Here is an 18,789-nt window from a genome sequence, read left to right as displayed (position 1 = left end):
CCAGCACTGCCGCCTGGACCAAGTGTGCCACAGCTTGCGGAATGTGCGGAATGGAGCCTGGTCCAGCGACTCAGCGACGCGTGATGCCACCGAAACCGTAGGCTCAGGTTGACTTGTTAAGTGCACCTGACCCCGTTATTTCCAGCGCGCTGATCGTGCGTAGCAATGTATAGAACCGATCGATCTGCTCCAGCGTGGCGCCGAACGCGTAAAGCGATGTGGTGTCGCGGTCGTGCACTCGCTGTGTCGCTGAGCGACGGCGGCGTTTCCTGCGAGCTTTTAAAGGCGTCATGGCACCCATCCTCGACGTTGGCCGTAGACTTTCGTCGCACGATTCCTTGCGCGAATATCCGAAAAAGGGATATTGCTTCAAGGATGGCTTGACGATTAAGGGCGGACACGGAAGCCTTGCGTGGCGGAAGTTCGTATTGCGTTGTGAAGCACGCGCCGATCAGGGGGCATCCCTCAAGTCCGGGTCGGTGACTGGCAGCAGATTGTAGTGCGCCAGCTGCATCTCCACCCGATGCACCTGCTCGACCTGCGCGGCATCGGTGGGATCGAACAGTCCAGGGACCGTGACTATGATGGTTCCCTTGCCCGGTACGGCGATCACCTCGTCTGCGTCGCGGATCTGGGCGTGGCTGAGCTCTGTCGGCACAAAGCCCATCCATCCGAAATATTGGCGGTGAGGGAAAAGCTTTTTATCCAACTGATAGATGACCTCTTCTCCATCCCGCACGCTTTGAACATCGGTCACGGCGAAAGACGGCGAAAGCATGTCCAAGATAGCTTTCAGAAACTGGGAAAAGATCTTACGGGCTACTGTCGGACCGATTGTCCCCTCAAGATCTGCATCAAACATCTCAAGTGAAACCTCACCGGCCCATGGCTTGAATGACACTATTGCGCACCCAGGCTTCTGCCACTTTATGCTAGCCACCGCGTTAGGGAAGGTCTGAACAACGCCACCAACCTGCGCGACAATGGCTCGACCGGAGTGGGATGTCGATCATGCAGCTGACGTTTGGTGATGCGGAGGATCTTGGCCAGCGCAAGCGCACGCGGCGCGAGCTGTTCCTGGAGGAGATGGAGCAGGTGGTGCCGTGGAAGGCGCTGCTGGCGCTGATCGAGCCGCACTACCCGAAGCTGGGTCGGCCGGGGCGGCAGCCCTATCCGCTGGCGACAATGCTGCGGATCCACTTCCTGCAGCAGTGGTACGCGCTGAGCGATCCGGCGATGGAAGAGGCTCTATACGACACCCCGGTGATGCGCCGCTTTGCGCAGCTGGGCGGTTTGGACGCGGTACCGGACGAGACCACGATCCTCAACTTCCGCCGGCTGCTGGAACAGCATGGTCTGGCGGCGAAGATGCTGGCCAAGGTCAACGCGAAGCTGGCGGACAAGGGCATGAGCCTGCGCGGCGGAACGATCGTCGATGCCACCATCATCGCAGCACCCAGTTCGACCAAGAACCGCGATGGCGAGCGTGATCCGGAGATGCACCAGGCCAAGAAGGGCAATCAGTGGTACTTCGGGATGAAGGCGCACATCGGCGTGGATGACGATTCCGGGTTAGTGCACCACGTCGAGTGCACGGCCGCGAACGTGGCCGACGTGACCCAGGTGCACAAGCTGCTGCACGGCAAGGAAGACACGATCTGCGGCGACAGCGGCTACACCGGAGCGGACAGGCGCGAGGAGCTGAAAGAGGTGGGCGCCGGCTTCTGGATCGCAGCCAAAGCATCGACGATCAAGGCGATCAAGAACAAGCGAGAACGTCGCCATGCCGAGCGGTGGGAGCACTTCAAGGCCAGTCTGCGGGCCAAGGTCGAGCATCCGTTCCGGGTGATCAAGCGGCAGTTTGGCTACACGAAGGTGCGCTACCGCGGGCTGGCGAAGAACACGGCGCAGGCGCTGACGCTGTTCGCGTTGTCGAACCTGTGGTTGGCGCGGCGGCAGTTGCTGCGCCGCACGGGGTAACTACGCCCGCTGGACAGAAAACCCGTCCGAATGCGCCGGAAGCGGTGCCGAAATACCTGCGACGAGGCTGATTCCATGGTCGGAGGAGGAAATCAGAGCATCAGAGCGGATTGTTCAGAGCTTCCCTAGCGAGTGGCCTGTTCTAACAACAACTGCGCGATCTCCCTCGCGGTGTCTGCGGCGTCGTGGTCACCCATCACGCGCGATACGGTGATTGCGCCTTCCATCAACACCAGCAGCTGACGCGCCAGGGCGTCCGACTGCGTGATACCTAGTTGCCCGGTCAGTTCCAGCGTGTAATCGAGCAACTTCTGTTTGTGATGCTTGGCGATCCGGCGAATTGGATCGTCGGGGTCGCCGACCTCGCCTGCGGTGTTGATGAACGCACAGCCGCGGTAACCCTCCGATTCGAACCATCCCTTGAGCACCGTGAACATGCGCAGGATGCGTGCCTCAGGGCTATTGGCCTTGTCGCATTCCTGCCTGAACCACTGAAGCCAGCGGACGTCGCGTGCGCTCAATGCAGCCGCGGCTACGTCGTCCTTGTTTTCGAAGTGGCGGTAGATGCTTTTCCGCGCCACGCCCGAGGTCTTCACCAGCAGGTCCATGCCGGTGGCATGGATGCCGTTCTGATAGATCAGGGCCTCAGCCGTTGCCAGGATCTTCTGTTGGGTGTCGTTGGGTGTCTTGTCCACGACGACAAGGTAGAACGATCGTTCTCTCCTGTCAACTGCTGGGTGTGTCACTGGCTCGGAGCCATCACCCCCATGACGCGCTATCCGGCAATGTCCTGCGAGGGAAAACGGGGCAGGTTGACCTTTCAATGAACCCGGTACCGTCTCTTGTACGCAGCCGTCCAATCAGCATTCGACGTGCGCATCGGTCGGAGTGCACTCGGCATTCGCCGAACCAGCGCAGCAGTTGTGGGTGAGGTACTCGACCAAGCCATTCATGGCCCGGAAGTTTGCGCGATAGCAGACGTAACGGCCTTGGCTCTCGCTCTCCACCAGGCCGGCATGCACCAGTTCCTTCAAGTGGAAGGACCGCGTCGCACCGGGGACGCAAAGCACCTGGCCGATGTCGCCCGCCATGCGGCCGACGGGGCCTGCCACGACCAGCAGACGAAAAATTGCCAGCCGCGTGGGGTGGCCCAACGCGGCCAGGGCTGCAATTGCATTCGTTGTTTCCACGTTTCTAGAATCGTGGAATGAACGATGTCAAACACTCCTCCTTCGACTTGCCCGTCCATCTGGACACCGGGTTGCTCCCTGGTCCGCTGCACGCCGGTCTGGGCACCGATGACATGCGGCCGCCCCGCATCCTGCTCTTGTATGGCTCGCTGCGACCACAGTCCTTCAGTCGCAAGCTGGCGCTGGAAGCGGAGCGCATTCTGCAGCACCTCGGCGCGGAGACACGGATCTTCGATCCACACGACTTGCCGATGCTGGATAGCGTGGACAAAAGCCACCCCAAGGTGCAGCAACTACGCGAGTGGTCTCAGTGGTCGGAGGGCCAGGTCTGGGTCTCGCCCGAGCGACACGGCACCATCACCGGCGTGTTCAAGAACCAGATCGACTGGCTGCCGTTGGAAGACGGTAGCGTGCGGCCAACGCAGGGAAGGACGTTGGCGGTGATGCAGGTTTGCGGCGGTTCGCAGTCTTTCAACGTCGTCAATGGGCTGCGTGTTCTGGGGCGGTGGATGCGGATGGTCACCATTCCGAACCAGTCATCGGTCGCCAAGGCCTGGCAGGAGTTCGACGAGAACGGTCGCATGAAGCCGTCGCCCTACTACGACCGCGTCGTGGACGTGATGGAGGAACTGATGAAGTTCACCTTGCTGGTTCGTGGGCGCAGCGATTATCTGGTGGATCGATACAGCGAACGAAAAGGTGCGGAGGCGGCGCGCCGAGTGTCAGCCGCCGCCGGCGTCGCAGAATAGCCGCAGACTGAAACCGGTTGCCGGCCGGTGGCATCTGCCCATGCGGCGCTGTGTGCATGCACACGCGCTTGTGCCCCTGATGCTACGTCCCAATTTATAAAGCCCATTGTCATGACATCGACCGTTATTTCCGCCAGCCACGCTCACGCTCAGTCGATCGCTCCGGTATCTTGATGGGGCGCCGGTCGCAGACAGAAGTTTTTCTCGGTGACATCCGCCGGATGCACGACCCAATTGACGAAGCTCGTCAACGCGTCTTCGACAGCGTCCTCAATGCAGGATCCTGCACCACCTAGCCAAACTCGCTCACCATCGTCGTCAACTAGGCCAATGCTACCTTCCACTTCTTTGTAACCAGGCCAAACGTCTAGCGCGGGCCACAAGGCGAAGGAGCGGAACGCCGCAGGAAAGGCATCGCTCAACACAACCTTGAACACGTCGACGCTGCGAGAAACATGGACGAGATAGGGATGAGAGATCTGCATATGATCTAAACGAGACATCTGGGTACCCGGTCGGCGCTCACGCTGGCGTGCTCCCTCCATATCCTGTCATTCCTTTGAACTGTAGGCGACCAAGGCGGCCAACCTAGGCCGGGGACACCCCTACTTCGCTCACTCCAACAAACGAACTCTCCCTTCAGGCGGCAAACCACGCCTTGACCTCCCGTACATCCCCCACCCGCCATGCTCGCGCCAGCCTCAACTGGAGAACGGACGATGATGAAGTGGATGGGTGCCGCCCTGGCTGCAACGCTGCTGTTGGCCGGTTGCGCCAAGGTCGAAGGTGAGAAGTTCGTCGGTCACTGGGTCAATGTGCAGACGCAGGAGGAGACCATGGATATCGAGCGCAGTGGCGACGCCTTCATGGTGCGCAGCACGACGCCACGGTTCTTCAGCCGCAAGCCCAAGACCGAGAGCTATCCGGCGGTGTACAAGGACGGGGCGCTGCAGGTCACCAACGACGGCGAGACGGTCAACTTCGTCATCGATGAGGCCAACGGTCACCTCAATACCGGCGGCGAGCAGTACCAGCGCGTGCAGACCAAGTAAAAGCATCACGACCAGGCCCGCGCTGCGGGTCTGGTCATGCGTTTGCTGACGGCGTCACTGTGGGTGATGCCGGTGCGGTGACGCACGCGGCCCGGTTTGGCCAGCATGCTCCTGAGCACGGCGTCTGCCGGCAATGACAGCGAGCGACAGCAGTTGTTGCGACGTCCAGCGACTGCGCACGATCTTCGCTTCCCTTTTGCAGGTCGCCGTGAACGCAACCGAAGCAGGCGCAACCTGCAGTGCACCGAGTCGACGCCTGCGGGTTTTCCAGGCGGGATAGGATCAGCGCCTTTCGTTGCGGTTGCGCCTCGCGCATCCATTCAAGAGACGCGATGACGATCCGCTTTCGGTACACGCTATGGCTGTCGGTTGTGCTTGCTGTTGTTGCGACTCCCGGGTTTGCGCAGTCCAGCGCCGGTCCCGTTTACCTGGCGCCGTCGCCGACGGTGGCGCTACCGATGGATCACGCGTTTGCCGGCGTGATGGACGTGCACGTGGATGCGTCCGACGTGGCGCGACGGATCTTCGAGGTCCGGCAGCGCGTACCCGTCGGGCCGGATCGCGCAGTCACGCTGCTGTATCCACGCTGGGAAGCCGCCAGCCACGGACCAAGCCTCAGCGTCACCGATGTGGCCGGCCTTCAGATCAGCGCCGCGGGGCGTCGCCTGCGTTGGCGGCGCGATGCCTACGCACCGCATGCCTTCCACGTGGAGGTGCCAGCCGGGACGCACACGATCGAGGTGCGCTTCCAGATGGTGGGCGGCGGTGATCTGCTGACGCGCGACAGCATCTCGGTGCCTTGGCAGCGTCTGCTGCTCTATCCGGCCGGGTGGTATGCCAGAAACATTCCCGTGTCGGCGACGCTGACGCTGCCCGAGGGGCTACGTGCGTTCAGCGCGTTGGACGTGGAGCACGCGCAGGGCGCGCACTATCGCTTCAAGACGGCATCGCTGGAGACCTTGCTGGACGCGCCCGTGCTGGCGGGCCGCTATACCACACAGCTGCCGCTGGCCGACACCGGTGCCGGGACCGTGTCGCTCGACCTGGTTGCGCTGCGGCCGGGCGACCTGCAGGTGCCGACGGCACGGGTGGCGGAATTGCAGGCGCTGATCGCGCAGATTCGCGCGGTGTTTGGCCCGCCGCCGTTCGCGCGCTACGCCATTCTTGCGCGGCTCAGTGACGATGGGGCCTCCGGCGGTACCGAGCATCGCGCGTCCAGCGAGCACGCATTGGCGTCGACGCACTTCCAGGACTGGCCGGGCCAGCTGCTGTCCCGCGACCTGATCGCGCATGAAATCGTGCACGCCTGGAACGGCTTGTACCGCACGCCGGCCGATCTGTGGGCGCCCACCCCAAACGTGCCGGTCTCCGGCAGCCTGTTGTGGATGTACGAAGGCCAGACCGAGTTTTGGGGACGCGTGCTGGCCACGCGCGCGGGCCAGCTCAGTGCGGACGAGGTGCGCGACCGCCTGGCCATCGACGCAGCCGAGGTCGCGATGCGGCCCGGGCGGTCATGGCGCTCGCTGTCCGACGATGTGCACTACCCGGCCTTCATGCTGCACCAGCCGGTGCCGTGGCGCGACTGGCAGCGCCGGCGCGATTACTACAGCGAAGGCGTGATGCTATGGCTGGCAGTGGACGCCGAGCTGCGGCAACGCAGTGCAGGCCGGCGCAGCATCGATGATTTTGCGCGTGGCTTCTTTGCCGGTGCCAGTCCGGACGCGCCCACGCGCACCTATACGTTCGAGGACATCTGCGCCGCGTTGAACGCGGTGGCGCCGGCAAACTGGGCCGACGTTCTGCACGGCTGGATCGATGCCCACGACGAACTGGATCCCACGCGCGGCCTGACCCAGCATGGCTGGGCGCTGATCTATACCGACACACCGACCGCGACGTTCCGCGCCAGCGAAGTGGAAGCAGGCGTGTCCGATCTCCGCTATTCGATCGGACTGACGGTTCGGGGCGACGGCTTGGTGCGCATGGTCGCCTGGAACGGCCCGGCATTCGTGGCAGGACTGCGGCCAGGCACGCGCCTGCTGACCGTCAACGGTGCACGCTTCGATCCGCAAGTCCTGCGCGATGCCGTACGCAATTCGCCCCATCGCCCGCTCGTGCTTGGCACCGCGCAGGACGAACAGCGCGCGGAGGTGACGATCCCCTACGCCGGGCCGCTGCGCTACCCAAGACTCCAGCGGATTGCAGATCGGCCGGATACCTTGGCGAGCCTGCTGGCGCCGCGTTGAGAGTGCGCGGCAGGCGGGGCGCTTGTCTTTAGGGCTGGCGCACGACGTGGCTCTCGTCAGTGCCCGGGACCACTAGGCGCATCGATTGCGCGCAACGCAGACGCGGTGTGAGTTTCCGCCACGACCAGCTCGGGCCGGCGCTGCACGATATGCCAGGTAGCGCCCTCGGACGAGGCAGTTCCTGCGCGGTGGGTCGTAGGCACGGCCGCAGCGACCTCGGCGGGCAGCGGCTGGCGCCAGTCGAGGTTGGGAAATGTGGCAGGAAACGTGGAGCCATTCGGGTTGGCCGAGTGGGCTTAGATCCCAGTATTCATCGTGTCGGGGCTGAGGTCCGCCCATACCTGCACGGCGGTGCCGCGATGCGCCAGGCGTGCCTCCAGGTATCTCAACACCCGCACCGTCGCTGCATTCACCATGCGTCGGTTCTCGCTGCAGGAGCGGCCGCGGCCCTTCCAGTCCAGGTGTGTGTGCCACAGGTCAAACCAACGATCCGCGTCCAGCCGGTCGATCGCAACGTACGCCTTCGCTTCTGCGCGTGCCCAGTAACGCTGCATGCGTTTACGACGACGTCGATCCATCGGTGCGGTCCTGTGGGACGAATGCCGTCGAACTATCGGCAGTCGCCGTTGTAGCAGGCAACGCGATGATCAGCCATGGCAAACGCGTGCCCGTCAGGCTGCCAACCGTTTGATCCGCGCAGGCAGGTCGCCCAATGCGCGATGTGCTTCTTCCAGTTCGTAGTCGGCCTGAAGGCCCAGCCAGAATCGCTCGCTGGTACCCAGCGCTGCGGCCAGGCGCACGGCGGTGTCGGCGGTGATCCCCCGCTTGCCCAATACGATTTCATTGATGCGCCGCGGCGGCACGCCCGTTGCGCGGGCCAGCGCGTTCTGGCTAATACCTAGCGGCTCAAGAAACTCCTCAAGCAGAATTTCACCAGGATGGATGTTCGGTAGGGCTGCCATCGGTAAATGCCTTGTACTCAGTGGTAATCGACGATTTCGACCCCGAAGACATCGCCATCCATCCATTGGAAGCAAATGCGCCATTGATCGTTGATCCGGATGCTGTATTGACCACGCCGCGTGCCCTTCAACGCTTCCAACCTATTTGCCGGTGGAATGCGTAGGTCGTCCAGCTGCACAGCAGCGTTGAGCATACGCAGCTTGCGGCGCGCGACCGACTGAATGTCGGCAGGCAACCGGCGGGAACGCTCACCCGACCAGATCTGTTCGGCTTGCTTGTCGGCGAAGCTCCTGATCATTGGCAAACCATAACGCAAGCCGCCATATAACGCAACGCGTTATATTCACTCAAGCGACTTATTGACGGGAACTCGTGGCTTGCGGTGCGCTGCTGTCATCAGAACAACGCACCCTGCACCGGCTCGCCGGCAGGCGGCTCTGCCGCTGGCTCGGGCGCAACGCTGGCTTGCGACGTATCGCCCTTGCTCCCCAACCGCCACGCCAAGCCCGAGATGCGTGCGGCGTGGCGGGCCAGGGCGCTGCGGATGACGGCTTCGCTTGCGCACAGGTGCAGGCTGCGACGGGCGCGGGTGCTGCCGGTGTAGAGCAGTTCGCGGCTGAGCACGCGGGCGTCGCGGGTGGGCAGTTGCAGCCAGACATCGTCGAATTCGCTGCCCTGGGCCTTGTGCACGGTCATGGCGAACGCGCTTTCGTGCGCCGGCAGCGCGGCGGGGTGGAAGCCGCGCACCTGGCCGTCGCCATCGCCGTCGAACCAGGCCACCAGGGTGGCTTGCGGGTCACGTGCCGAAGCGGGACTGGCTTCGCTGCGCAGACAGATGCCGACGTCACCGTTGAACAGGCCATGGCGATAGCTGTTTTCGGTGATCAGCAGCAGGCGGCCGTGAAACCAGGGCGAGGCCGCACCGAGGCGGCGGGCACCGGAGCCGGTTTCGGCCAGCAGTTGTTCGATACGGGCGTTGAGGCCGCGCGCGCCTTGCGGGCCGGCGCGCACCGCGGTGAGCAAGCGCAGGCGGCCGGCCTGGCGCAGGGCATCGGCCGGATCGTTGGTCGCGGTCAGCGCGTGCCAGTGGGCGAGCAAGGCGTCACGGCCCAGGCTCAATGGGTCATCGCCGTCTTCGTGGAAGTGCACGCCTGGCAGCGCGCCGCTGCGCAATAGCGACAGTGCGGTGTCGGCATCGCCAATGCGAACGGCATCGGCCAGCGGCGCCAGGGCGAAGTCGGCGGCCTGGCGGTAGCCGCGTAGCAAGTGCACACGGTGACCGGCGAGGTGACCGGCGGGTGTGCTGGCGGCTGGGGCGGTCACGGGCGCGCTGCCCAGCAAGGGTTGCAGCGCGCGCGCATCGTCCGGCGGCAGCGTGTCGCCGGGACCGGCGGCCTGCAGGATGGCGGCGAGTACGTCGCCGGCTTCCACCGAGGGCAGTTGGTCGGCATCGCCAAGCAGGATCAGCTGGGTGCCATCGGCCACCGCATCGACCAGCTTGCACATCAGCGGCAGGTCGACCATCGAGGCTTCGTCGACGACGATGAGGTCGAACGGCAACGGGTTGTCGGCGTCGTGACGGAAGTGCGGAGAATCCGGAATCACGCCCAGCAGGCGATGCAAGGTGCTGGCGCCGGTGGGCAGGGCGCTGTGCCAGGAGACGTCGGTAGGAGCGGTGCCCTCACCCGCCCTGCGGGCACCCTCTCCCGCAGGCGGGAGAGGGGATGCGCCTTGAGGTTCTGCGGGCAAGCCCTGCTCGATCGCGCGCGCCAGCGCGATGCGCAGGCTTTCGGCCATGCGCTCGGCAGCGCGGCCGGTGGGCGCGGCCAGCGCGATGCGGGGGGGCGGTTGGCCGGCGGCATGCGCCTGGGCGAGACGCAGCAGCAACAAACGGGCGATGGTGGTGGTCTTGCCGGTGCCGGGGCCGCCGGTGATCAGCAGCAGGGCGCGGCGCAGCGCCAGCGCGGCGGCCTGGGCTTGGCGATCCTGGCCGGTGGTCGCGCTGGGAAACAGCGCAGCAAACACCGCAGCGAGCGCAGCACTCTCGGTCGCTGGCAACGTGTGTGACGCGATGCGGGTCAACCCGGCGGCCAGGCGGGCTTCGTATTCGCGATAGCGGCGGAGGTAGAGCAGGCCGTGCTCAAGGACGAGGGGTGCATCGCTGGCCGCAGCAGCCAGCGGATCCTCGGGTTGGGCGATCCACGGCGAGGCCTGCAGTTGGGCCATCCAGGCGTCGGCAGCCGGCCAGGCGACGTCCGCATCGACCAGCAGCCGTGGGCGGCGCGGATCGAGGCCGGCATGGCCATTGGCCACGGCCAGCGAGGCCAGCGCAGCGGCCAGCAGCACGGTATCGGGCGTGTCCGGACGCAGCCGACGCAGGCTCTGCGCGAACGCGTGGTCGAGCGTGCGTAGATGGTTCTTGGCCTGTAGATCGGCGAGCAGACTCATGCCAAGGCCTCGGCAGCTGTGCGGGCGAACAGGGCGCACAGTGCGTGGGTCCACCCTGGCGCGCGGCCATGATCGAACGCATTTGCAGGGCGCTTGACGTGCAGAGTGGCATGCAGCCTCATGGCACGACCTCGCTAGCTGCGCTGGCGCGCAAGGTGCACAGCGCGTGGGTCAAGCCTGGCACATGGTCATGATCGAACGCACTTGTGGAGCGCTTGACGTGCAGATCGGCACGCAGCCTCATGGCACGACCTCCGTAGCTACGCTGGCGCACAGTGCACGCAGCGCGTGGGTCAGACTTGGCACGTGGCCATGATCGAACGCGCATGGACGGCGCTGTTCGTACAGATCGGCGCGCGGCTTCATGCGAGTGCCTCGGCCGACGCGCCGGCGAAGAGCGCATCCAGGGACTGCACCAGCGCCGGTGCGAAGCGCCAGGCGTGGATGCCGGGCGCCGGCGTGCCGTCGACCGCGGGACGGGCCGCGTCCAGGCCACGGCAGAACAGATAGCGCACGCCGCCGAAATCGCGCTCGTAGTCATAGTCATCGCCGAGACGGAAGCGCAGCCAGCGGTGCAGCGCCACGGTATAGATCAGCGCCTGCAGTTCGTATTCGCTATGGGCCATCGCGCGCGCCAGGCTGTCGGCGTCATAGCGCGGCAAGCGGTTGGACTTGTAGTCCAGCACGTACCAGCGGCCATCGACGCTGTAGGTCAGGTCGATCAGACCGGTCATCAGGCCTTCCAGCCGCTGGCGCGCGCCGAAGGCCTGACGGTCGCTGACCACGTTGAAGCGATGCAGCAGCGCCAGCAAGGCATCGATGCGTGTGGGGCGCATGGCGAAATGGAATTCCATCTCGTTGCGGCGTTGCGGCGCTGGCACGGCGGCCAGCGTGGTGCCTTCGGGCAGGACCACGGTCAGGGTGTGGCCGATCAGCGCGGTGAGCATGCGCAAGCCATCGGCCAGTTCGTCCTGGGCATAGCCGCCGCGTTGCAGCGCTTCGAGGATCGGTGCGGCTTGGCCCTCGGGCGCGGCCTGGGTCGGCTGCCAGTCGCGCCAGGCGGCGAAGTCGCAGCGCTCGAACACGTCGTGCATCACCACGCCGAAGCGGTTACCGGCAAAGCGCGGATCGAACGGCTCGGCCTCGCTGGCGACCGCCACGGCGGCCACGTCGCTGGCGGCCGGTTCGTCGCTGCCGCCGCTGCCGACCACGGTGGCACTGGCCATCGGATCGCTGGCGGCACCGGCATCGGCGTTGGCCAGTTGGGTGAAGCTATAGACCCACCATTCCGGGGCGATCTGTCGTTGCGCCACCCGCGCCGGTGGCACCTGCGCCTCGCTCGGCGGCGGCAACCGCGACACACTGGCTGGCGGCATGGCGGTGTCGACCACCACCGTGTCGGCGCCTGCCGTGGCTTGCAGCGCGTCGAGCGCGCGCAGCATGCCGGCCACGGCGGTGCGCTCGTGCCGATGGAATGGGCCGGTGGCGATCCACAAGGCGTGCTCGGCGCGGGTCAGGCCGACATAGAGCAAGCGTGCATCCTCGGCGCGTTGTTCCTGCTTCCAGGCGGCCTCGGCGGCGCTCCATGCGGGATCGTCCTTATCCTGGCTCCATTTGGACACGTTCCATTGCAACTGACGCCTGCCGTCGGGCGTATGCACCACGCAATGGCGGCCGGCGCCCTTGTCGGTGCGGCCGATGCCGATGTACGGCAAGAACACCAGCGGGTATTCCAGGCCCTTGCTCTTGTGCAGGGTGACGATCTGCACGCGGCGTGCATCCGACTCCAGCCGCAGTTGCTGGGCGTCGTCGTCTTTGTCGGCATTGGCAATGCGACGCGCCAGCCAGTCGACCAGACCATGCGGGCCGAGCGCGCGCGCATCGGCCTCCTGCAGCAGTTCGGCCAGCTGCAGGTAGTTGGTGAGCCGGCGCTCGCCGTCGACCAACGCGAGCAGGCGTTGCCCTTGCGCGGCACCGAGCTCGCCGATCAATGCCAGCGGGCCACCGCGCTGCCAGCGCTCGCGCCAGTCCAGCGCCTGCTGTTGCCAGCGCCGGTGGCGTTCGCCGTCGCGCTCCAAGGCGGCGATGGCGATGGCATCTTCGCCGATCAACACGGTGGCCAGGGCGGCACGCAGACGGCTGTCGTCGCCGGGATCGAGCAAGGCCTGCAGCAGCGCCAGCAGTTCCAGCGCCTCGTCGGTGGCGAACAGGCTTTGTTTGCCCGCGGCGACCGCCGCAATGCCCACCGCGCCCAGCGCCTGCTGGATGCGCGTGGCCTCGCCATGGCTGCGCACCAGCACGGCGATGTCGCCGGCCTGCACCGGGCGACCGGTGATGGTGGCGGTGCCGTCATGGCCCTCGGCCAACCAGCCGCGGATCGCTGCGACGCAGGCGGCGGTGGCCAGCTCGCGGGCGCGGCCAGCGCTCCAGGGTTTTGGCTTGCCCTTGGCGGGCGGCGGCGGTTCGGGCGCGCGCCAGAGCGTCAGCGCCGGCGCGGTGGCGCCGGCGCGTTGCAGGTCGGTCTGCAGCCGTTTGGTGCCCGGCTGCACCGGATGGAAGGCAATGCCATCGGTGAGAAAGGCCTCGCGATAGCCGGCCTGCGCGTACAGCGCATCGATCGCCGCCAGCACGCCGGGCCGCGAGCGAAAGTTGTGGCCCAACGGCGGCGCCGGTTCGGCGGTGCGCGCCGCAGCGAGATAGGTGCGCACATCGCCGCCACGGAAGCCGTAGATGGCCTGCTTGGGATCGCCGATCAGGAACAGCGCCGGCGGCAGGCCGGCGGCGCGGGCCAAGGGGCCTTCGCCGAACACATTGGAGAAGATCGTCCATTGGCGATCGTCGGTGTCCTGGAATTCGTCCACCAAGGCGATCGCATACTGGCTGCGCAACTGCCGGGCCAGGACGTTGGCCTGCGGGCCTTCCAACGCCTGCGCCACGCCATCGATCAAGTCGTCGTAGGTCTGCACACGGCGCTGTCGCTTGAGCAGCGCCAGGCGGGCGATCGCATCGCCGCGCAAGGCATGCAGCAAGCGGATGCGGCGACGGCTGCGCCATGCCTCCACCCGTGCCAGCGCGTTGAGATAGCCGTCGACGGCATGGCTTAGCGGCGAGCTCGGGGTGCGGCCGGCAAACGTCTTGTTGGTGCCGGCGGTCAGTGCATCGGCATGCAACTTGGCCAGCTTGGGATGCGGCGTGGCGGCGGCCGACGGCGCGGCGGCAAACGTGTCGAGCCAATGCCACAACGCGGTGAGCCACTCCGGTCTGTAGCTGACCTTGCTGAGGATGCCGGCGTCGATGGCCGAGGCGATGGCCTCGAAACAGGCAGTGCCATGCGCCTGAAACGCGCTCGCCAACACATGGCTGGCTGCGTGCAAGGCCTGCAGCAGCGCGTCGGCAGCGTCATCGCCGCTGGACACGGCCGGCAGCACCTGTGGGTGGCGGACCAGCGCGCGCAGATCGGCGGCCAGGGCCGGCGGGCCGCCCTGCCACAGCGCGATCAGATCCTCGGCCATCGCCGCATCGGCGGCGCGTTGGCGCCACAGGTCGGCGGCGACTTCGGCGAGCAATTCGCGATCGTTGGCCAGCAACTGCGGCGCGGCAAACGCCTGGCCGCTTTCCAGTGCGTGCTCGCGCAGCACGCGGGCGCAGAAGCCATGGATGGTGAACACCGATGCCAAGTCGATCTCTTCCACCGCCTGTTGCAGGCGGCGCCGCAGTGCGGCCGGGGTTTCGCCGCTGGCGAGCAGATGCGCGGTGAGGATGGCGCGGGTCAGCAGGACGTCGGGCGCGTCGCGTAGGAGCGGCCCAGGCCGCGACGGGTCGTTGGCGAGATCGGTCGCGGCCGGGGCTGTTCCGACCGAAGCTGATGGAGCGTCGGGTGACTGCGTTGCCGGTGGTTCGGTCGCGGCCGGGGCCGCTCCTACGGAATCTGGTGGGGCGTGGGCCGCCTGCGGGTCGGTCGCGGCCTGGGCCGCTCCTACGGGGGCGTCGGGGACCAGGGTGGCCGCCAACACCAGGCGCTCGCGGAGACGCCGTCGCAGTTCCTGGGTGGCGGCATCGGTGAAGGTCACCGCCAGGATCTGGCCGATGCGCAGGCCGCGCTCGACGACCAGGCGGGTGAACAGCGTGGCCACGGTGAAGGTCTTGCCGGTGCCGGCGCTGGCCTCGATCAGGCGCACGCCATGCAGCGGCAGTTGCAGGTAGGGATCGGTCGCCGCCGCAGTGCTCACTCGGCGTCCTCCTGCGTGCCCTGCCAGTGCCGCCAGCTGTCGATCAGCCGCGCATGGTCGAGGGCGACGTCGGCATCGCCTTGTTCGAGCAGGCTGTAGAGACGATGGCTGGTGGTGGCGAAGTCGACGAAGCGCCGCGCATCGGCGAACGGGTCGCGGCCACGATGGACCAGGCGCAACTCCGGGCGCTGCGCTTCGCTCCAGCCGAAGCTGGCCTGCCATTGCCCGGCGGCGTCCTTGATGGCCTTGTCCAGGTCCTCGCTGCGCGCGGCCTGGTGGTATTTCCAGCTGCTGTAGGGCGCAAACGCCAGCGGTGCCTGCAGGCCTTGCCGATACAGCTGCAGTAGCTCGCCCAGCGCGCGTTGCGCCTGCGCTTGCGACAGCGGCGCGGCATCCATCGGATGCGGGCCCAGGTGATCGTCGTGCTCGAAGAAGCGCACATACGGGGCGTGCTCGCCGGCGGCACGCAGCAGCAGCCATTCCAGACCGTGGCCGATCACGTTGCGGCCGCTGAGCGGGCCCACCTGCACGCGGCCCACGCCAGCGGCATACCAGCCGGGGATGCGCCCATGCAGCGCGATCTCGCCCAACTGCACTTCCAGCCGCTGCGCCTGTGGCGCGGCATCGCCGCGCCATTGCCGAAAGGCCTGCGCATACGGGCGCAGTTGCGCCAGCCGCTCGTCGAGCTGGCGGCGGCCGAGCGGGCCGGAGGGCAGCAGCGCGCGCGCGCGCAGACGTTCGTACAGGCCGTCCACGTCATCGGCCAGCGCGGCGCCGAACACCTGCTGCTGCAAGCCGTATTGATCCAGCCCGCGGGTGGGTGCGAGCAGTGGCTCCAGATCGCTGTCTTCGCTGGCCGGATCGGGCAGGCGCATGCCCAGCCGATGCCGCAGGAACTGGCCGGCCGGGTCGGCGAACAGCCGCCGCATGTCGTCGATGGCGATGCGGCTGGGCAAGGCGAGCCCGGCGGCAGGCAGTGCGCCGGCGACCCACGGCGCCAGCGCATGCCGCTGGCCGGTGAGGCTGTCCACCGCTGGGCGCCATTGCCGGCGATAGCTGAAACGGCGCGGGTCGCTGTCGTCGGCCTCCGGCGCACCGAAGGCGGCCGCGGCAAACGGCTGCAAGGGGTGATGCACCACCAATGCGTCGCGTGCCGCCGGGTCGGCATGGTACTGCGCGGCGCCGGCCAGTAATTCGCTGACCAGCACCGAGGGCTCGCGCACGCTGCCATCGCGCGCATCGGCGCCGAGATAGCTGAGGTAGAACACCTCCTGCGCCGAGGCGAACAGTTGCAGGAACAGGAAGCGGTCGTCCTCGCGGGTGGAGCGATCGCCATGCCGGCGCCGTTCGCTGCCCAGCTCGGCGGTCAGGCGATTGAGCCCGGCGGCCGGGTCGCGGCGCGGAAAATCGCCATCGTTCATGCCGAGCAGGCAGATCACCCGGAACGGCAGCAGCCGCATCGGCACCATGCGGCCGAAGCTGATGCCGCCGGTGAGCAGCGGCGCACGCGTGTCCGACTCGCCCAGCACCGCAGCAAAGTGCGCACGCACCACCTCGGCCGGCACGCGACCGGCGTATTGCGCGCGTTGCGCGTCGCGGGCGAACTGGTCGATCAGGCTGCGCAGCCGGTCCAACGCACGTTGCGCGCGCGGCGTGGCAGGCGTGCCGGGAAACAGCGCCTGCAGCAGCTCGAGCAGCTGTTCGCGCCAGTCCGCTGGCGTCATCGGCTCGGCCAAGGCTGCCTGTGCGGACTCCAGCACGCGCAGCAACCGCAGCAGTGTGTCCAGCGCGGTCAGTGCACTACCCTCCAGCTGCGGCCACGGCGCCACGCCGTCGATGTCCTGCTCGGCGCCGCTGGCGTGGCCGAGCAGCAAGCGATCCAGCGCAAACCGCCAGGTATAGGCATCGTCGCCGGGTGCCTGGTGCTGGCGCCGATGCGCTGCATCCAGGCCCCAGCGCGCACCGGCGGCCTGCAGCCAGCCGCGCAGGCGCTCCAGTCCTGCCTCGTCCAGGCCGGCGGCCTCGGCGATCGGCGCGGCGGCCAGCAGGTCGAGGATTTCGTGCAGGCCGAAGCGCGCGATCGGCAGATTGAGCAAGGTCAGGAACACGTCGGCCAACGGCTCGCTCGCCAACGGGCTGGCATCGGCCAGCGCGTACGGCAAGGCGTCGTCGCTGCCGTGGCTGCCGAATACCGCGTCCAGGTACGGCACGTACGGGTCGATGTCCGGCGACAGCACGGCGATCTCGCGCGGCTGCAGCGGCGGCTCGAAGCGGGGGTCGTCGAGCAGCGCGCGCAGCTGGTCGTGCAACACCTGCAATTCGCGCAGGCGGGTATGGCAGGCGTGCACCTGCAGGCTGGGATCGTGTCGGTCGACGTCGCTCAGCGGCGCTGGCGTGGCCGGCGCGCGACGATGGAATAAGTCGCTCTGCATGCGCCGCAGCAAGCTGTCGCCCAGACCGCCGGCCACCAGCGGACGACGACCGGAGTCGAGCGGATCGGCATAGGCCGTGATCTCGGCCAACGGATGCACCACTTCGTAGTCGCCGATCAGTGCCATGAAGTCGCGCCCGGCCGCGCCCCAGGCCTGCAGCAGTGGGTGTTCCTGCACCTGTTCGGCAAACAACGCCACCGCGCCGGCCTCGCGACGGCGCTGCCACAGCGTCTGCAGATCGCCCCAATAGCCTTGCGTGGGCGTGGGCAGGTAGAAATGCAGCGTGCCCACTCGCGCCTGGGTCGCCAGCACGCGCAACACGTCCGGAGAGATGTTGAGGATGGCGAAGGCGAACAGCCGCGCCGGCAGCCCCTGCGGCAGCGGTCCGTCGGGGCGCGCGTGGCGATCCAGGTAGTGACCGATGCGGCGGGCGCGGTACTGCCGGCCACTGGCGATCGCACGCCACAATCGTGCCTGCGGGTCGTCCGGATCGGCACCGGCTTCCCAGCGCAGCAACCAGTCGCGCCGCCAGGCCTGGTACTTCTCGAACACATTGCCCAGCTCGCCCGCCAGTGCCCACGGCTTGAGCGCATCGCCGTCGGCCAGATAGCCGGCCAATGGTGCCAGCGCCGCGTCGTTGCCCAGGTCGGCCTGCAGCGCCTCGTACAACCGCCACTGCGTGGTGGCCATGTCCAGATCGTCGTCGGCCGGGCCGAGATTGCGCTCCAGCGCGCGCGCGACGAATTCGCCGGGGGTGAGGAATTCCAGGTTGGCGGCGACCCCATGCTCGCTGGCCAGCGTGGACTGCAGCCAGCGGCGCATCGCTACCTGCGGGATCAGCACCACCTCCGGCTGCAGCAGCGGCTGCCCAGGCACCGGCCGACGCAATTCCTGCGCAAGCAGGGCAGCGAGCGTATCCAGCGCGTTGGACGGATACAGACGGAAATCGGGCGCGGAGGTGGCATGCATGCGTGGGCGCATTGTGCCGGATCGCGATGTGCCACCGCATCGGCAAGCATGCCAGGGCCCTCTCCGCACCGGCGACGCATCGCGATGCCGACAGGCACTCCCCGGCGGGTTCACGCCTGTCGCCATGCCCTATGGGTGCCAGACTGCAGCGGACGGATGCCTGCATCTGCCGGGACTGGCAACATCCGCACGCATCCCGCCTGCCGGCAATCGCAACCGGCCCCATCTGCGACACCGATTGCGGCGCGGCCTTCGTCCGACGCTGCTCCTGGCCCGAGGCGCACTCTGGTCGCCTGCTCACCTCGGTGTCGAATGCGGCAGCAAGCAACGCAGAGCGGTGATCACTGCGTCAGGCGTCGATCTCTCAATCAGTCGGCGCATCAGATCAGATTCGCTAGGCACTGGTGCCCCTTCGCGCACCCTCCGTGCAAAGCGGATCGACGCGCGTCGACGGTGACACATCTGGCAGGGCGTCAGGCCGCTGTCGGTCTGCCTGTTCGCGATGTGCTGGTGCATGCACGCCATGCATGC

General features: G+C 66.9%; 16 protein-coding genes. 4 read left to right on the top strand and 12 right to left on the bottom strand.

The window, feature by feature from the left end:
* Positions 1 to 103 precede the first annotated feature (103 nt).
* Positions 104 to 292, bottom strand: coding sequence for a hypothetical protein (locus CKY51_RS08445; RefSeq protein WP_244952526.1), 189 nt, complete (start codon positions 290 to 292; stop codon positions 104 to 106).
* A gap of 159 nt (positions 293 to 451) precedes the next feature.
* Positions 452 to 862 (bottom strand): Imm52 family immunity protein, encoded by a 411-nt coding sequence (locus CKY51_RS08440; protein WP_152249095.1) that lies wholly within the window; start codon positions 860 to 862, stop codon positions 452 to 454.
* A gap of 149 nt (positions 863 to 1,011) precedes the next feature.
* Between CKY51_RS08440 and CKY51_RS08435 the strand changes: the two genes are divergently transcribed.
* Positions 1,012 to 1,980 (top strand): IS5 family transposase, encoded by a 969-nt coding sequence (locus CKY51_RS08435; protein WP_152249123.1) that lies wholly within the window; start codon positions 1,012 to 1,014, stop codon positions 1,978 to 1,980.
* Positions 1,981 to 2,105: 125 nt separating this feature from the next.
* Here CKY51_RS08435 and CKY51_RS08430 read toward each other — a convergent pair whose 3' ends face one another.
* Positions 2,106 to 2,675, bottom strand: a complete 570-nt coding sequence (locus CKY51_RS08430; protein ID WP_152249094.1) for a TetR/AcrR family transcriptional regulator — start codon at positions 2,673 to 2,675, stop codon at positions 2,106 to 2,108.
* 165 nt (positions 2,676 to 2,840) lie between these two features.
* A complete protein-coding gene (locus CKY51_RS08425) occupies positions 2,841 to 3,170 on the bottom strand; it encodes an ArsR/SmtB family transcription factor (protein WP_022972822.1) in 330 nt (109 codons plus the stop codon).
* 17 nt (positions 3,171 to 3,187) lie between these two features.
* Between CKY51_RS08425 and arsH the strand changes: the two genes are divergently transcribed.
* Entirely contained in the window at positions 3,188 to 3,919 is a 732-nt protein-coding gene (gene arsH, locus CKY51_RS08420) for an arsenical resistance protein ArsH (protein ID WP_022972821.1), read from the top strand.
* 149 nt (positions 3,920 to 4,068) lie between these two features.
* On the opposite strand, the gene CKY51_RS08415 is transcribed toward arsH, so the two are convergent.
* Complete coding sequence (locus CKY51_RS08415; protein WP_244952525.1) at positions 4,069 to 4,422, bottom strand: hypothetical protein; 354 nt, start codon at positions 4,420 to 4,422, stop codon at positions 4,069 to 4,071.
* Between the two features lie 216 nt (positions 4,423 to 4,638).
* Here CKY51_RS08415 and CKY51_RS08410 point away from each other — a divergent pair, with 216 nt between their 5' ends.
* Both CKY51_RS08410 and CKY51_RS08405 read left to right on the top strand, forming a co-directional pair.
* Positions 4,639 to 4,971: a hypothetical protein gene (locus CKY51_RS08410; RefSeq protein WP_022972820.1), complete on the top strand. Its 333-nt coding sequence runs from the start codon at positions 4,639 to 4,641 to the stop codon at positions 4,969 to 4,971.
* 332 nt (positions 4,972 to 5,303) lie between these two features.
* Positions 5,304 to 7,217: a M61 family metallopeptidase gene (locus tag CKY51_RS08405; protein WP_031340016.1), complete on the top strand. Its 1,914-nt coding sequence runs from the start codon at positions 5,304 to 5,306 to the stop codon at positions 7,215 to 7,217.
* A 296-nt stretch (positions 7,218 to 7,513) separates the two neighbouring features.
* On the opposite strand, the gene CKY51_RS22655 is transcribed toward CKY51_RS08405, so the two are convergent.
* The 7 genes from CKY51_RS22655 to recC form a co-directional block, all read right to left on the bottom strand.
* Positions 7,514 to 7,795: a hypothetical protein gene (locus CKY51_RS22655; protein WP_238319548.1), complete on the bottom strand. Its 282-nt coding sequence runs from the start codon at positions 7,793 to 7,795 to the stop codon at positions 7,514 to 7,516.
* A gap of 93 nt (positions 7,796 to 7,888) precedes the next feature.
* Positions 7,889 to 8,179, bottom strand: a complete 291-nt coding sequence (locus CKY51_RS08395) for a HigA family addiction module antitoxin (RefSeq protein WP_022972817.1) — start codon at positions 8,177 to 8,179, stop codon at positions 7,889 to 7,891.
* A 17-nt stretch (positions 8,180 to 8,196) separates the two neighbouring features.
* Positions 8,197 to 8,478, bottom strand: a complete 282-nt coding sequence (locus CKY51_RS08390) for a type II toxin-antitoxin system RelE/ParE family toxin (RefSeq protein ID WP_022972816.1) — start codon at positions 8,476 to 8,478, stop codon at positions 8,197 to 8,199.
* A gap of 98 nt (positions 8,479 to 8,576) precedes the next feature.
* Complete coding sequence (gene recD, locus CKY51_RS08385; protein WP_022972815.1) at positions 8,577 to 10,628, bottom strand: exodeoxyribonuclease V subunit alpha; 2,052 nt, start codon at positions 10,626 to 10,628, stop codon at positions 8,577 to 8,579.
* Between the two features lie 118 nt (positions 10,629 to 10,746).
* Positions 10,747 to 10,872 carry a hypothetical protein gene (locus tag CKY51_RS22820; protein WP_272944137.1) on the bottom strand — a complete coding sequence of 42 codons (126 nt, stop codon included), beginning with the start codon at positions 10,870 to 10,872 and terminating at the stop codon, positions 10,747 to 10,749.
* A gap of 118 nt (positions 10,873 to 10,990) precedes the next feature.
* A complete protein-coding gene (gene recB, locus CKY51_RS08380; protein ID WP_022972813.1) occupies positions 10,991 to 14,857 on the bottom strand; it encodes an exodeoxyribonuclease V subunit beta in 3,867 nt (1,288 codons plus the stop codon).
* Positions 14,854 to 18,258, bottom strand: a complete 3,405-nt coding sequence (gene recC / locus CKY51_RS08375) for an exodeoxyribonuclease V subunit gamma (protein ID WP_022972812.1) — start codon at positions 18,256 to 18,258, stop codon at positions 14,854 to 14,856. The genes recB and recC overlap by 4 nt, the downstream gene beginning before the upstream one ends.
* Between the last annotated feature and the right edge of the window lie 531 nt (positions 18,259 to 18,789).

It is taken from the genome of Xanthomonas maliensis (genome assembly GCF_009192945.1).
Classification (GTDB): domain Bacteria; phylum Pseudomonadota; class Gammaproteobacteria; order Xanthomonadales; family Xanthomonadaceae; genus Xanthomonas; species Xanthomonas maliensis.
The sequence above is the reverse complement of the archived record's forward strand: the minus strand, read 5'-3'. Positions and strand labels throughout refer to the sequence as shown.